This window comes from Arthrobacter sp. ISL-85 (genome assembly GCF_018613675.1).
Taxonomy (GTDB): domain Bacteria; phylum Actinomycetota; class Actinomycetes; order Actinomycetales; family Micrococcaceae; genus Arthrobacter.
Window position 1 is genome coordinate 130,828 of record NZ_JAGGPQ010000007.1, and the last position, 13,844, is coordinate 144,671.

The following is a 13,844-nucleotide window of genomic DNA, read 5'->3' on the forward strand; positions in this document are numbered from 1 at the left end:
GGGGCCAGCCCAACCCTGGACGGAAAAGCATGAAAGCCGCAGCCCCCACCCGGGGAAACTTCCGGGTGGGGGCTGCGGCTTTCCCGCATGCTGGGGCGCCCCGGTTACGCCACCCGGCAAGAGTACGCACGCGCCCCCGGGACGGAAATATGCTCCCGGAGGCCCCAATTGTCGGTGGCCATTACTAGAGTTGGGTCCATGCTCCTCACCCTTATACGGCGCTACTCCAAACCGTATTCGCCGTACATTGCGGCTGTCATCGTTTTCCAGCTCGCCTCCACCATCGCCGCGCTGTACCTGCCCAGCCTGAACGCCCAAATCATCGACGAAGGCGTGGCGCGGGGAGACACCGATTTCATCTGGCGCACCGGTGCCGTGATGCTTCTGGTGGCCTTCGCCCAGGTAGCCGCGGCCATCGCTGGCGTCTACTTCGGCTCCAGGACGGCCATGGCGGTGGGCCGTGACCTGCGCCGGGCCGTGTTCCGCCAGGTCACCAGCTTCTCCGCCAAGGACGTCAACGCGTTTGGCGCCCCCACGCTGATCACCCGGGGCACCAATGATGTCCAGCAGGTGCAGATGCTGCTCCTGATGGGGCTGAACTTCATGGTGGCCACACCCATCATGTGCATCGGCGGCATCATCATGGCGCTGCGGGAGGACCTCAGCTTGTCCTGGCTGGTTTGGGTGTCGGTCCCGCTGCTGGGCGTGGTGGTGGGATACCTGGTGGTCCGGCTCATGCCGCTGTTCCGCTCAATGCAACGAAAGATCGACCAGATCAACGCCGTGCTGCGCGAACAGATCATTGGCATCCGCGTGGTCCGTGCCTTCGTGCGTGAACCGTATGAAACGGACCGCTTTGGCGGCGCCAACAAGGAACTGACGGACGTCTCGCTCCGCATCGGCGCCCTGTTCGTCCTGATGTTCCCGGCCATCAGCATGATCCTGCACCTGTCCACCGCCGCCGTGCTCTGGTTCGGCGGGCAGCGGGTGGACGCCGGCGCCATGCAGGTAGGATCGCTGACCGCGTTCCTGCAGTACCTGCTGCAGATCCTGATGGCCGTCATGATGGGCACCTTCATGGCCATGATGATCCCGCGCGCCTCCGTCTGCGCTGACCGCATCGGCGAGGTGCTCGACGTCGAGCCCTCCATCCACGACCCCCAACGCCCCGAGGCCCCGGCCTCCCTCACAGGGCTGGTGGAATACCGCAACGTTACCTTCGCCTACCCCGGAGCCGAGTCGCCGGTGCTCAGCAACATCAGCTTCACGGCACGGCCGGGCCAGACCATCGCCATCATCGGCTCCACCGGCGCCGGCAAGACCTCCCTCCTGTCCCTCCTGCCGCGGCTGTATGACGCCGCGGAAGGCCAGGTGCTGCTGGACGGTGTCCCCGTGGACAGGCTGGACCGTGCCGAGATCACCAAACGCGTGGCCCTGGTGCCGCAGCGTCCCTACCTGTTCTCCGGCACCATTGAGCACAACCTCCGGTTCGGCAAGACCGAGGCAACCGACCAGGAACTGTGGGACGCCCTCCGAATAGCCCAGGGGGAGTCCTTTGTCCGGGAGAAGAAGAACGGCCTGGACTCCCGGATCTCCCAGGGCGGCACCAACGTCTCCGGTGGCCAGCGCCAGCGCCTGTGCATCGCCCGCGCCCTGGTGACCAAACCGCGGGTCTACCTGTTTGACGACTCCTTCTCCGCCCTGGACGTCGCCACTGATGCCCGGCTCCGCGCCGCCCTCAAGCGCACCACCGCGGACGCCACCGTGATCATCGTGGCCCAGCGGATTTCCACCATCACCGGGGCCGACCAGATCCTGGTGCTGGACAACGGACGCATCGTGGACCGCGGCACGCACGAGGAACTCCTGGAAACCTCACCCACCTACCAGGAAATCGTCGAATCCCAGCTGAGCGTGGAGGAAGCGGCATGAGCCCCCGCAAGAAGGACGTCACATCCGCGGAAGAGGCCGCGCAGTCTGCCCAGCCCGCAACCGCTGCCTCACAGCCGGAGGACGACGACTACTTCGAGGAGGAATTCACGCCCTCTGAAGCGGACGGGGACATGTTCGGCGGCATGCCCGCCAAGAAAGCCCAGCACTTCTGGCCTTCCGCCAAGCGCCTCATGGGCCTGCTGAAGCCCGAAGCCCTGGGCATTTACGCGGTGGTGGGCCTGGTGGTCATTTCCGTGGTCCTGAACGTTATCGCCCCCAAGATCCTGGGCCAGGCCATGGACGTCATTTTCGCAGGAGTCGTGGGCCGGCAGTTGCCCGCCGGCGCCAGCAAGGAGCAGTTCGTCGCAGGCCTCCGCCAGCAGGGCCAGGACAACTTCGCGGACATGGTCTCCAGGATGGAACTGGTGCCCGGCACGGGCATCAACTTCGGCAAGCTCAGCATGCTCATCGCCATCGTCCTGTTGATGTACTTTGTGGCGAACATCTTTATGTGGCTCCAGGGGTACGTGCTGAACCGCATTGTCATGAAGGTGATCCGGCGGCTGCGCGACGATACCGAAAACAAGCTGAACCGCCTGCCAATGAACTACTTCGACACCCGGCAGCGCGGCGACGTGCTGTCCCGCGTGACCAACGACGTGGACAACATCCAGCAGGCGCTCCAGCAGGCGTTCGCGCAGCTGGTGAACTCCCTGCTGAGCGTGGTGGGCATCGTCATCATGATGTTCATCGTTTCCTGGCAGCTGGCCTTGATCGCCCTGGTGGCACTCCCGCTGTCCGGGGTGGCGGCCGGCCTGATCGGCGCCCGGAGCCAGAAGCTCTTCGCCGCCCAGTGGAAGAACACCGGGTCATTGAACGGCCAGATCGAGGAATCCTTTTCCGGCCACGACCTGGTCCGCGTCTTCGGCCGGGACGCGGACATGCTGGCCCGCTTCGAAGAACGCAACGAGGCACTGTACAAGGCAAGCTTCGGAGCGCAGTTCGTCTCCGGAATCATCTTCCCGGTCATGCAGTTCGTCTCCTACCTCAGCTACGTGGGCATCGCGGTTGTGGGTGGACTCCGGGTGGCCTCAGGCGCCATGTCACTGGGCGATGCCACCGCGTTCATCCAGTATTCCCGCGAGTTCACCCAGCCGCTGGGGCAGATGGCGGGCATGGCCAACATGCTCCAGTCCGGCGTGGCATCCTCGGAACGTGTCTTCGAATTCCTGGACGCCGACGAACAGGATGCCGAAACCGCCACCGAACACCTGCCGGCCAAGACCGACGGGCACGTCGACTTCAGGAATGTCACCTTCAGCTACACCCCGGACAAGCCGCTCATCGAGAACCTGTCCTTCACCGCTGAGCCGGGCAACACAGTGGCCATCGTCGGGCCCACGGGAGCCGGCAAGACCACCCTGGTGAACCTGGTGATGCGCTTCTACGAGCTCACCTCGGGGTCCATCATGCTGGACGGCGTGGACATCACCCACCTCAGCCGCTCCGAACTGCGCTCCAAGGTAGGCATGGTGCTGCAGGACGCCTGGCTGTTCGGCGGCTCCATCTACGACAACATCCGCTACGGCAACCTTGAAGCAACGGACGCGCAGATCATGGCAGCCGCCAAGGCCACCTTCGTGGACCGCTTCGTCCGGGCCCTGCCTGAGGGCTACAACACCGTGATCGACGAAGAGGGCAACAACGTCAGTGCAGGCGAGAAGCAACTGATCACCATTGCCCGCGCGTTTGTGGCCAACCCGTCGCTGCTGATCCTGGACGAGGCCACCAGTTCCGTGGATACCCGCACGGAACTCCTGGTGCAGAAGGCCATGGCGGCGCTGCGCTCTGACCGGACCAGCTTCGTCATTGCGCACCGGCTCTCCACCATCCGTGATGCCGATACCATCCTGGTGATGGAGAACGGACGAATCGTGGAACAAGGCAACCACCAGGTGCTGCTCGCCGCCGGCGGGGCCTACCACCGCCTCTACATGTCGCAGTTTGCCGGTGCGGACGCCGGTGAGGTGCCGGTAGATGATTCGACGGCGGTGCGCAGCTGAGCGCGCACGGCGGCCAGCGGATCGAGGTGCTGGTGCCCATGCGCTGGGGCGACATGGACGCCTATGGCCACATCAACAACGTCCAGATCGTAAGAATGCTGGAGGAGGCCAGGATCGCGGCCTTCGGACCGCCGCGGGGCGCCGGCCTTCCCGGCATCCAGCCTCCGGTATCCCTGTTCAACGACCTCCCGGACGGGACCCTTGCCTTGGTGGTGGACCACAAGATCCGCTACGTCCGCACACTGGAGTACCGCAACGTTCCGGCGGTGGTCCAGGTATGGATCGGTGCGGTCAAGGGTGCCAGCTTCGACATCCACTACCTGCTCCAGGACCCTGTCACCCGGGAGGACTGCGTTAAGGCAAGCAGCCATCTGGCATTCGTGGACCAGGCCACCGGCCGCGTGCAGAGGCTCAGCCAGGAACAAAAGGACCGGATGGCCCCGTACCGGCACTAAAACCCGTACAGGCACTAAGACTCTGGACAGGACTGCACCGGACCCACTGGACTGGAACCACGTCGTACAGCGAAAGGAAGCCCTCATGGCCAGCAACAAGAACCGCACCACCCGGAAGAAGAAGACCTGGAAGGAAATGTCACCTTCCGCCAAGGTGGGCACCATTGTGACGGCGTTCGTGCAGGTGTCCCTGCTTGTGGCCGCGCAGCGGGACATTTCCCGGCGGCCGGCAGAGCTCATCAACGGGCCCAAGGCTCTATGGCGGGCGGCGTCCTTCGTTAATTTCATCGGGCCCACGGGGTACTTCATCTTCGGCCGGAAGCACTCCGCCACCGGCAAGTAGCCCTGCCATGCGGGAGGGCGGACCGGCAACGTGGAGCGGCCGCCCAGCTTGACCCTGTAAATTTGAGGGCATGACCCCCACTGCCACTGTTGCCATGACTCGCGCCCTCGGCATCTCCAAGGAGATTGAGGACGCGGCGTGGTTTGTGTTGGGTCCCGGCCTCCAAGGCAAGGCCTCGCCCCTGGACGGCCGCACCAGGACGTGGTCTGTTCCGGCGGCGGTGGAACTCCTTGACCGGCTGGATCGCGGCATCGCGGACCCCAAAGCCCCAATGATGACCAACCTCCGCGAAAACCTGGACGGTGCCACCCGTGGGGCGAAGCAGTTGGCCGTGGAGCTGCTCTTCCTGCAGTCCCTTCCGCTGGCCCACGAAGTGAAGTCCTTGAAGGTCAAGCGTGCGCGCGTGGCCGAAGCCGCCGGCTGGCTGGAGCCGCCGCTGGAGCTTCCCGAGGAGCTGTACGCGGGCATGACCGACCACGGCGTGATCCGGGACCGGACCGCCGAATTCAACTGGACCATCTGGGACCACCTGAAATGGCTGTGCCGCTTCGTCCGGAACGTCGCCCAGCGGCCGGCGGCTGTGGTGCAGGCGGCCATCAAGGACCCCTTGCAGTTCCACCGCCTCGCCGCATCCACCCCCGATGACCAGCCCGCCATCCGCCGGAGCATCGAGTTCCTGGCCTGGCCCAGCTACTTCGAGCCGGTCGTGGCGGACGTGGAGCGGCAGGAGATCCGGGACGCCTTCGCTTCGCTGGTGGGCGGGGCGAAAGGCGACGGCGAAGAGGACATCACCGCGGACATCCACCGCATCCGGCTGCACCTGGACGAGCAGGCCGGCCAGCGCATCGACTGGTACTCCCGCCAGCTGGTCAGCCAATGGCGCAAAGTGGGCGATCCAGGCCGGCGGGCGTGGCTGCTGCGGACGCACAGCGACCATGCCGAGCTGCTCACGGCGTGGCACGGCGAGGAAAAAGTGACCCTCGACGTCGAACATCTCCGCACCCTGGACCCCGGTGTGACCGCCGGCCTGGTCCAGCACGCAGTGGACGAGGACTACAAACACCTTGGCTATGTGGAGCGCGAGGACACCAAGACGGCGGTCTTCGCCTTCCTGACCGTCATGAAGCCGGGCGACCTGGTGCTGTACCAGCACGCCGGAACGGTACGCCTGGGTGGTGTGCTGGGGGAGCCCGAGTACAACGACGACAACCGGCGCCTCCGCCGCAAGGTGCGCTGGTTCGACGACGGCCACACCACCACCAGCCTTCCCCGCCACGTCCAGCGCCAGCTCGCCACCCCCGGCATCGTGGTGGACGTGACACGGGTGGTCCAGGCGCTGCAGGCGCTGCTGCCGGCCGAGGCGGAAACCGAGCCCGACGCCGATACTGACGGCGCCGCCGTCGTTCCCCCTGTGCAGGAGGGCTTCCGCCCGCTGACCCAGGAATTCGCAGCCTCGCTGCACATGGAGCTGGAACCCCTCCAGGAGATCGCCGACCTGCTGGAGGAAAACCGGCAGCTGGTCCTTTACGGTCCTCCCGGCACGGGGAAGACCTACCTGGCCAAGCATCTCGCCGCGGAATTGGCGGATGACACCACGGACGAACGGGTCAAACTGGTCCAGTTCCACCCGTCCTACGCCTACGAGGACTTCTTCGAGGGCTACCGGCCGGACAAGACGGATGAGGGCCAGGTGTCCTTCAAGCTCGTGGCCGGTCCTCTCCGCCGCCTCGCGGAAGAGGCGGCCAAGCCCGGGAACGAGAAGAAGCCGTACTTCCTGATCATCGATGAGATGAACCGCGCCAACCTGGCCAAGGTGTTCGGCGAACTGTACTTCCTGCTGGAGTACCGCGATGACCGGATCTACCTGCAGTACAGCCCCAACGAGCCGTTCACGCTGCCGGACAACCTCTACATCATTGGCACCATGAACACCGCGGACCGGTCCATCGCCATGATGGACGCGGCCATCCGCCGTCGTTTCTCCTTCATCGAGCTGCACCCCCAGACGGAGCCGGTCAAGGGCTCGCTGCTCCGGTTCCTGCAGGCCAGGCAGCTTGATTCAACCCCGGCGCTGCTGCTGGACGCGCTGAACGGGGCCATCGATGAGTGGGACCGGGACCTGATGATCGGGCCGTCCTACTTCATGAAGCCGGCGGCCCAAACTCCTGCCGGACTGCGCCGGATCTGGAAGTACGAGTTGATGCCGCTGCTGGAGGAGCATTACCACGGCCAGCTGACGCGGGCGCAGCTGGAGGAGCGGTTCGGGCTGGACCAGCTGCTGGGACGCATTGCAGCGCGCTGACCCCCGGGCGTCCGTGCGGCACCTGGTCCTGGACGAGCTGTCCGGAGGGTTGGTGGAGCGGCTGGACGCGCCAACGGCTTCCTTCCTGAATTCCAGCGGGCTGGCGAAGGCCTCGCCCATGGGTATGGGGCTTTACCGGATCGAGCCGGTGGGCAAGGTGGGCTCGGTTCGCACCTCCACACTCCAGCTGGACGTCCGGCCCAAGGACCGGCTGGGGCTCAGCCGGCTCCTGTTCCTGCTCAGCTATGCCGGGGAGCAGGGGTTCCGGCCTGAGCTGGTGGCGGCGGACGAGGACCGGGACCTGTGGAGTGCGCTGGCCGAGTCCCTGGCGCAGCTCGCCGAACGCGCCCTGGGCCGCGGCGTGCTGCAGGGCTACCTCACCATGGACGAGTCCCTGCGCACCGTCAAGGGACGGATCCGGATATCGGACCAGATCTCCCGCCGCCCCGGCATGCTGGTCCCGCTGGAGGTCTCCTACGACGAGTTCACCGAGGACATCGCCGAAAACCGGATCCTGCGCGCCGCCCTGGAACGGATGGGGCAGGTGCCCGGCGTCCGGCCCGAGGTGCTGGGCCGGCTGCGCCAGCTAAAGGGAAAGCTCGACGCCGTCACGCGCCTTCCAGCCGGCGCCCCAGTGCCGCCGTGGAAGCCCACCAGGATGAACCTGCGCTATCACGCCGTGCTGCGCCTGGCTGGGCTGGTCCTGCGCAACGCGTCCGCCGAAGCCGGTGAGGGCAAACAGCAGACGGCGTCGTTTGTGGTGGACATGGCCCAGGTATTCGAGGACTTCGTGGGAAAAGCACTGCGGAGCGCGATGGCAGCATATCCGGGGGAGCTGCGGCTGCGGTACAACGCCCTCCTCAGCGAAGCGGTGCGCGACTCCGACCGGCTGTCCGTGCGCCCGGATGCCGTCCACATGCTCGGCGGACGCCCGGTGGTGGCCTACAACGCCAAGTACCGGGCGGCATCGGATGCGGGAGCGTCGCTGACCGCCGACCATTACCAGATGCTGGCGCACTGCACCGCGCTCGCCGTGCCCACCGCCTGGCTGGTCTACGCCGGGAAAGGCGAGGTGAAACTCCGCCGCATCCTGAACACGGACATCGACGTCGTGGAGTTCCCGGTGGACCTCAGCCAGCCGCCGTCGGCCATCCTGGCGTCCATCCAGGACCTCGCCCGCCAGTCGTGGGGCGAGGTGGCCAGGCAAGCCCGGAACGGCTGACGTCACCCCGGCCGCGCACCGCCGTCGTTCCTTTCACACCGGCACGCGGAAGGTGAATGTCGTTCCCTTGCCCAGGGTGCTCTCCAGGTCGATAGTGCCGCCGTGTGCCTCCACGATTGCCTTGCTGATGGGCAGTCCCAGGCCAACGCCCGGAATGGCGGTACGCCGGACGTTGCTGGTCCGAAAGAACTTCGCGAATACTTCGGAGGCGTCCTCCGGGCTCATGCCCATGCCGGTATCAGTGACCCGGCAGGCTACGTGCCCGTCCTCCTGGGCCAGCGACACCACCACCTCGCCGCCGTCAGGGGAGTATTTGATGGCATTCGACACAAGGTTGTCAAGGACCTGGGAGATCCTGGCGCTGTCCACGCGGGCCTCCATCTGCTCCGGGGCGTCCGCCCGCAGTTCAACGCCGGCGGCAGCTGCGCGGGGCTGTGCGGAGGACACGCTGCTGCGCACCAGTTCGGCAACGTCCACGGCGTCCGGCGAGACAATCAGCTGGCCGTTCCGGCTGGCCAGCAGGTCCGACACCAGGGTCAGGAGCCGCTCGGAATTCCGGCGGATGATCTCCAGCATCTCGGCTTGCGGCTTGTCGGGTTCATCGGCGAGCAGGATCTCCACGTAGCCCAGGATGGACGTCAGCGGGGTGCGGAATTCGTGGGAGACGCTGGCGACGAAGTCGTCCTTTGCCGTGAGTGCGTTCACCAGGTCAGTGACGTCGCTGAAAACGATCACCGAACCGGTGAAGTTGCCGTCGGAGTCCTTCATGGCCCGCGCCGTTGTCACGAGCGCCCGTTGGTCCGTCCCATCACCCAGCCAGACCAGGTAATCGGTGAAGGTCTCCCCCAGGACGGCGCGGCGCACCGGGCGCTCCTGGACGGGGATCAGGGTCTTCCGGTCCGGCCCGTAGACCAGCAGCTGCGATTCGTTGGGGTCCGTCATGTTCTTAGGCCGGGCCAGTTCGTGGTTGGCCCGCTGCTTCCGGTTCATCAGGATGTCGTGGCCGTCGGCATCAACGGCCAGGACCCCCAGATGCACGGTCTCCAGCACGGTGTTCAGCAGCGATTCCTGGCGCTTGCTGGTACGCAGGTTGGCCCGCAGCTGCTCGTCCTTTTCTTCCAGCTGCTTCTGCTGGCGCATCATGCTCAAGGTCAGGACGCTCACGGACACGCCGATGCCCAGCATCATGACGGGCAGCAGCAGGGAACGGGCGAAGTCCTGTGGCGTGTAATTGCCCTTCAGGAACAGCGGCACCCAAATGATGGCCAGCGGCCCAAGGAAGGAGAACCACAGCGCAGCCCGCGGGTAGTACCCTGACGCGCAGAGCCAAATCACAGGGAACACGGCCAGCAGGCTGATTCCCGTCAGGCTTTCCTGGCCGCCTTCCCTGCCCGCTGAGATGGAGACGAAATCCAGCAGCGGGATGGCCAGGAAACTGGTGTAGGGCAGCCGCTCCCAAGGGATGGTGTAGCAGAGTGCCATGAGGCCGAGTTGGGACAACAGGAAGGTGACGAACAATGGATTATCCATCGTTTCCGGGAAGAACGCCCACATCAGCAGGGCCGTCAAAATGGTGGTCACGAACAACGGCATCTGGCTCAATACCACCCGGTCCGTCAGCCGGTATTCATGGAAGGGCCGTTTAAAAAACCGCAGCCGTCCCGAGGACAAGGCAGTGGGATTGCTCATGGTGCGGAGGACGCGGGCGTGCGGGTATACGGGACCATACCAGCAGGATATCCGCAGCCAGCTATACTTCTGACGTTGGCACTGAGGGGGCTCTATGAGTGAGGCACGTGTGGGTCTGGTCATCGAGGATGACCACGACATTCGGGAACTGGTTCGCACTGTGCTGACCCAGGCTGGATTTGACGTCACTGTCGCCAGCGGCGGCGCCGAGGGCGTCCTGATGGCCAAGAGCCTGAATCCTGATGTCATTACCCTTGACCTGGGGTTGCCGGACATTGACGGCTTTGAGGTCTCCCGGCAGATCCGCGAGTTTTCCGATGCCTACATCGTGATGCTGACGGCCCGCACCGAGGAACTGGATACCCTGATCGGCCTCGAATCGGGGGCCGATGACTACCTCACCAAGCCGTTCCGCCCGCGGGAGCTGCGCGCGCGGGTTGCAGCCATGATGCGCCGGCCACGGACCGTTCCTGACCCGCACGAGGTGTCGGTGGACGCCTCCGCGGACAGTGCTGCGCACCCGGAGCGGGGAAACTTCAGCCACAATGGCCTGGAGCTCAGCTACGCCTCGCGCACCGTCACTGTGAACGGCAAGGAGATGAACCTGACCCGTACGGAGTTCGAACTCCTGTACGCGCTCCTGGAAGCCGGCCGGACGGTCCGGACCAAATCGGACCTGGTGCGGCGGCTCCGCGACGAGGATTACGACGTCGGCAGTTACATCAGCGAGGCAGACGAACGTTCCGTGGAAGTCCACATGGGGAACCTGCGCAAGAAGCTGGGCGACTCACCGCAGCAGCCACGGTGGCTGCAGACCGTTCGCGGGGTGGGTTACCGCTTGGCGCCGGGGCAACACTGAGCCTGCAACCGGTGCATGGTCTGCCTGCTGCACTGGGTGATGGGCCGCAGGTACGTAGCGGCCAGCCTGGGCAACGCCACCGCCATGTCGGCGTGGCGGGCCTCGGCGCGGATCTCGTTCTCCAGCTCCAAAGCCAGGCCGGCCAGCCGCTCGGCTCCCACCATCTGGCTTGACGTCGTCAGGCTCAGCACGGCGTCCATGGAGCCGTCCAGGTCCCCAGTGGTCAGGGCCAGCCGCAACCTGCCCAGGCGCTGTGGCAGGTAATCGATAAAGTTCCCTACGAAGACCCGGCTGTAGCCTTCCTCCTCTTCGAGTTCGTCCCGCAGCCGGTCCAGGACGGACTGGTCCACCAGCGGCCTGGGCGCATCATCTGACGTGCTCATGACACTCCTTTCTGCTGGATTTGCGGCTCGGGAAACGGTGCGGTAACGCCGGGGCGCTTGCTCTTTTTCAGGTTAGGACCGTTCCCCTGAACTAGCAGAAGACTCGGCAAGAATTGTGGTTTTCTTGATCGGAGTGCGGTTTCTTGCCCATAAGATCGAGGCAGTGCTTTCTGCATTGATGCCACCTGCGGCCGTTGCCGCCTCTCAATCTGGGGATGGATTGCCGTGTTCCGAAAACTTGGGTCCTTATTTGTCGCGCTCGGAATCGTGTTTGGATTGGCGGTATCCGTGATTCAGCCGGCCAGCGCAGCCACGTCACCGCAAATAACGCTCAATCCCGGTTCCGGTCCGGCCGGTTCCGCCGTTACCGTCAACGGAACGGGGTTCAAAGCCACCACTACAGGCACTGTGATTGTGGGGTCCAGTACTTTCGCATTCCAGACCACATCCACGGGTGCTTTCAGCACCGGCATCACTATTCCGGCGGCGTCCTCCGGAAACCTCACCATCACTGCCAAGACGTCGTCCATCAAGGCATCCGCCACGTTCGTGGTCCAGGCGGCCCCCGTTCCAGCGCCGGTACCTGCGCCAGCTATCAGTTCTGCCCCCTTGCGCTTTGGGGTGGCAAACCCTGGGGGACCCCTGGCCAGTGCCGAATTGGACGAGGTGGCCACAGCGGCAGGGGAAGTCCCTTCCATCGTGATGAGTTACAAGGATTTCCTGCAATCCCCGCCGATAACAGAACTGGACGCTGTCCGCTCCCGCGGAGCCACGCCCCTGATCACTTGGGAACCCTGGGCATGGGGAGGGGGCGTGGACCAGCCGGCGTATTCCCTGGCCCGGATCACAGCCGGGGACTTCGACGGGTACATCAGCCAATGGGGCCAGTCCCTCGCGGCATGGGGCAAGCCGGTGATGCTGCGCTTTGCCCACGAAATGAACGGCAACTGGTATCCGTGGGCTGAAAGCGTCAACGGCAACCAGGCCGGAGACTACGTTGCCGCCTGGCGGCATGTGCACGACGTCGTTGCCGCCACGGGTGCCGGCAATGTCCAGTGGGTCTGGTCGCCCAACGTGCCTTACCCGGGCTCCACTGACCTTGGAGGGTTGTATCCCGGCCAGAGCTACGTGGACACCGTGGCCCTGGACGGCTACAACTGGGGAACGTCGCAAACCTGGAGCAGCTGGGTTGCCCCGGCCGACCTCCTCGGCCCCGGCATCTCCCAGCTCCGGACCCTGGCGCCCGGCAAGCCGGTCCTGATCGCGGAGACGGCGTCCAGCGAGCTGGGTGGCTCCAAGGCGGCCTGGAACACCGACCTGGTGTCCTACCTGGCCGCGCAACCGGACGTGATGGGCTTCGTCTGGTTCCACATGCAAAAGGAAACAGACTGGCGTATCAACAGCAGTGACTCGTCGGCTTCGGCCTTCAAGTCTGCCCTGTTGGCTCGGAGAAGCTAGGGGATGGGGGATAGCTGCTCCGGAACTGTCAGTGGCGTGTTGCCTGACGCCCGGCAACCCCTTGATCCTGCCCCGCCGGGATCAAGGACAGTGGTGCCAGCAGCTAAAGATTGCCTCAAGATCTCCGGGTTCAAGCACCCCCAGGTCCGGTAGGGCCCCTGTCGTCAAGGAAATGCACCAATTGGGCTTCGAGGGCTGAGTGGTCCTTCAGTTCGCATTCCCAGACGGTCAGCACTTCCCAGCCGGCGTCCTCAAGCTGCCGGCGCTGGCCGGCGTCACGCTCACGGGTACGGGTGCGCTTTGCCGCCCAAAACTCCGCGTTGGCTTTCGGGGCATGCAGGCCCACCCTGCAGTCGTGGAAATGCCAGAAGCAGCCATTTACGAAGATCACCTTGTGCCGGGCAGCAAAGACAAGGTCCGGGTTGCCTGGCAGCCTGGTGCCGCCGGATTTGCCATGGAGCCGGTACCTGTAGCCCTTGGCGTGCAGGAGACGGCGAACCGTCAGTTCGGGTTTGGTGTTCTTGCCGCGGATGCGGGACATGTTCCAGCTGCGCTGCTCAGGGGTGAGCTTGTCCGCGGTGGGCTTGTCTGCGCTGGAATCGTCCCGCATCCCTCCAGTCTAGGAGTGGCTAGATCTCCCGTTCCGGCTGTTCGCCGAACACGAAGTGCCGGCCGCTGACGGACTTCGGCTCGATCTCCACGTAGAAGTCCTTGAGTGTGGGAACCCAGGTCTTCAATCCAAGTTCCTCGATGGCCGCGAGCTCGGCCGAGTTGCTGAGGACCCGTGCCGTCCCCCGCAGCACGACGGACCACGCCTCCTGCGACAGGATGCCGTCGGTTTCGAACAGTACATGCGAATTGATGGTCAGTTGCGCGAGCTTATTCCCTGGAGCGGTGCGCAGGTAGACCTTGCGGTTTGAGGTCACATAATTGACGGGGAAAATGTCCGGTTCCCCGGCCACTGACACCACCAGCCGGCCGTGCTGAGTTGCTGCCAGGAGCCGCCAGGACTGCTCGTCATCGAGTTCCAGGACAGGGTTGCCGTCCGCGTGTTCAAACATCATGCCGTCATTCTTCTACCTGGGGTAGAAATACGCCAGAGGCTTTGTGCCCCCATTTCTTCCTCTTTGTGACAGCC

12 protein-coding genes are annotated in these 13,844 nt (G+C 64.8%); 8 read left to right on the forward strand and 4 right to left on the reverse strand.

Annotated elements, in window-relative coordinates:
• Window positions 1-198: 198 nt before the first annotated feature.
• The 6 genes from J7I84_RS06315 to J7I84_RS06340 all read left to right on the forward strand — a co-directional run bounded on the left by J7I84_RS06315 (window position 199) and on the right by J7I84_RS06340 (window position 8,317).
• The gene (locus J7I84_RS06315; RefSeq protein ID WP_214942145.1) at window positions 199-1,932 is read left to right on the forward strand and encodes an ABC transporter ATP-binding protein; all 1,734 of its coding nucleotides are present in this window, start codon (window positions 199-201) and stop codon (window positions 1,930-1,932) included.
• Entirely contained in the window at window positions 1,929-3,995 is a 2,067-nt protein-coding gene (locus J7I84_RS06320) for an ABC transporter ATP-binding protein (protein ID WP_285291185.1), read from the forward strand. Before J7I84_RS06315 ends, J7I84_RS06320 begins: the two co-directional genes overlap by 4 nt.
• A 38-nt stretch (window positions 3,996-4,033) precedes the next feature.
• Window positions 4,034-4,450 (forward strand): thioesterase family protein, encoded by a 417-nt coding sequence (locus tag J7I84_RS06325; protein ID WP_214942147.1) that lies wholly within the window; start codon window positions 4,034-4,036, stop codon window positions 4,448-4,450.
• A gap of 85 nt (window positions 4,451-4,535) precedes the next feature.
• A complete protein-coding gene (locus tag J7I84_RS06330; RefSeq protein WP_214942149.1) occupies window positions 4,536-4,793 on the forward strand; it encodes a hypothetical protein in 258 nt (85 codons plus the stop codon).
• Window positions 4,794-4,863: 70 nt separating this feature from the next.
• Window positions 4,864-7,095: an McrB family protein gene (locus J7I84_RS06335; RefSeq protein ID WP_214942151.1), complete on the forward strand. Its 2,232-nt coding sequence runs from the start codon at window positions 4,864-4,866 to the stop codon at window positions 7,093-7,095.
• Window positions 7,082-8,317: an McrC family protein gene (locus J7I84_RS06340; RefSeq protein ID WP_214942153.1), complete on the forward strand. Its 1,236-nt coding sequence runs from the start codon at window positions 7,082-7,084 to the stop codon at window positions 8,315-8,317. Before J7I84_RS06335 ends, J7I84_RS06340 begins: the two co-directional genes overlap by 14 nt.
• Before the next feature lie 33 nt (window positions 8,318-8,350).
• On the opposite strand, the gene J7I84_RS06345 is transcribed toward J7I84_RS06340, so the two are convergent.
• Window positions 8,351-10,006, reverse strand: coding sequence for a cell wall metabolism sensor histidine kinase WalK (locus J7I84_RS06345; protein WP_214942155.1), 1,656 nt, complete (start codon window positions 10,004-10,006; stop codon window positions 8,351-8,353).
• Window positions 10,007-10,100: 94 nt separating this feature from the next.
• Here J7I84_RS06345 and J7I84_RS06350 point away from each other — a divergent pair, with 94 nt between their 5' ends.
• Window positions 10,101-10,865: a response regulator transcription factor gene (locus J7I84_RS06350; RefSeq protein ID WP_214942158.1), complete on the forward strand. Its 765-nt coding sequence runs from the start codon at window positions 10,101-10,103 to the stop codon at window positions 10,863-10,865.
• On the opposite strand, the gene J7I84_RS06355 is transcribed toward J7I84_RS06350, so the two are convergent.
• Window positions 10,838-11,248, reverse strand: coding sequence for an Hpt domain-containing protein (locus J7I84_RS06355; protein WP_214942161.1), 411 nt, complete (start codon window positions 11,246-11,248; stop codon window positions 10,838-10,840). The genes J7I84_RS06350 and J7I84_RS06355 overlap by 28 nt on opposite strands.
• Before the next feature lie 288 nt (window positions 11,249-11,536).
• Between J7I84_RS06355 and J7I84_RS06360 the strand changes: the two genes are divergently transcribed.
• Window positions 11,537-12,706, forward strand: a complete 1,170-nt coding sequence (locus tag J7I84_RS06360) for a glycosyl hydrolase (protein ID WP_311381082.1) — start codon at window positions 11,537-11,539, stop codon at window positions 12,704-12,706.
• 130 nt (window positions 12,707-12,836) lie between these two features.
• Here the strand turns inward: J7I84_RS06360 and J7I84_RS06365 are convergent, their stop codons facing one another.
• Window positions 12,837-13,316 carry a very short patch repair endonuclease gene (locus J7I84_RS06365; protein WP_214942166.1) on the reverse strand — a complete coding sequence of 160 codons (480 nt, stop codon included), beginning with the start codon at window positions 13,314-13,316 and terminating at the stop codon, window positions 12,837-12,839.
• Window positions 13,317-13,335: 19 nt separating this feature from the next.
• A complete protein-coding gene (locus J7I84_RS06370) occupies window positions 13,336-13,770 on the reverse strand; it encodes a pyridoxamine 5'-phosphate oxidase family protein (RefSeq protein WP_214942169.1) in 435 nt (144 codons plus the stop codon).
• Between the last annotated feature and the right edge of the window lie 74 nt (window positions 13,771-13,844).

Coding starts and splice junctions, on each gene's coding strand:
- J7I84_RS06335 (WP_214942151.1), top strand. CDS start 4,864: ATGACCCCCACTGCCACTGTTGCCATGACTCGCGCCCTCGGCATCTCC.
- J7I84_RS06355 (WP_214942161.1), bottom strand. CDS start 11,248: ATGAGCACGTCAGATGATGCGCCCAGGCCGCTGGTGGACCAGTCCGTC.
- J7I84_RS06315 (WP_214942145.1), top strand. CDS start 199: ATGCTCCTCACCCTTATACGGCGCTACTCCAAACCGTATTCGCCGTAC.
- J7I84_RS06365 (WP_214942166.1), bottom strand. CDS start 13,316: ATGCGGGACGATTCCAGCGCAGACAAGCCCACCGCGGACAAGCTCACC.
- J7I84_RS06370 (WP_214942169.1), bottom strand. CDS start 13,770: ATGATGTTTGAACACGCGGACGGCAACCCTGTCCTGGAACTCGATGAC.
- J7I84_RS06325 (WP_214942147.1), top strand. CDS start 4,034: ATGCGCTGGGGCGACATGGACGCCTATGGCCACATCAACAACGTCCAG.
- J7I84_RS06320 (WP_285291185.1), top strand. CDS start 1,929: ATGAGCCCCCGCAAGAAGGACGTCACATCCGCGGAAGAGGCCGCGCAG.
- J7I84_RS06345 (WP_214942155.1), bottom strand. CDS start 10,006: ATGAGCAATCCCACTGCCTTGTCCTCGGGACGGCTGCGGTTTTTTAAA.
- J7I84_RS06330 (WP_214942149.1), top strand. CDS start 4,536: ATGGCCAGCAACAAGAACCGCACCACCCGGAAGAAGAAGACCTGGAAG.
- J7I84_RS06350 (WP_214942158.1), top strand. CDS start 10,101: ATGAGTGAGGCACGTGTGGGTCTGGTCATCGAGGATGACCACGACATT.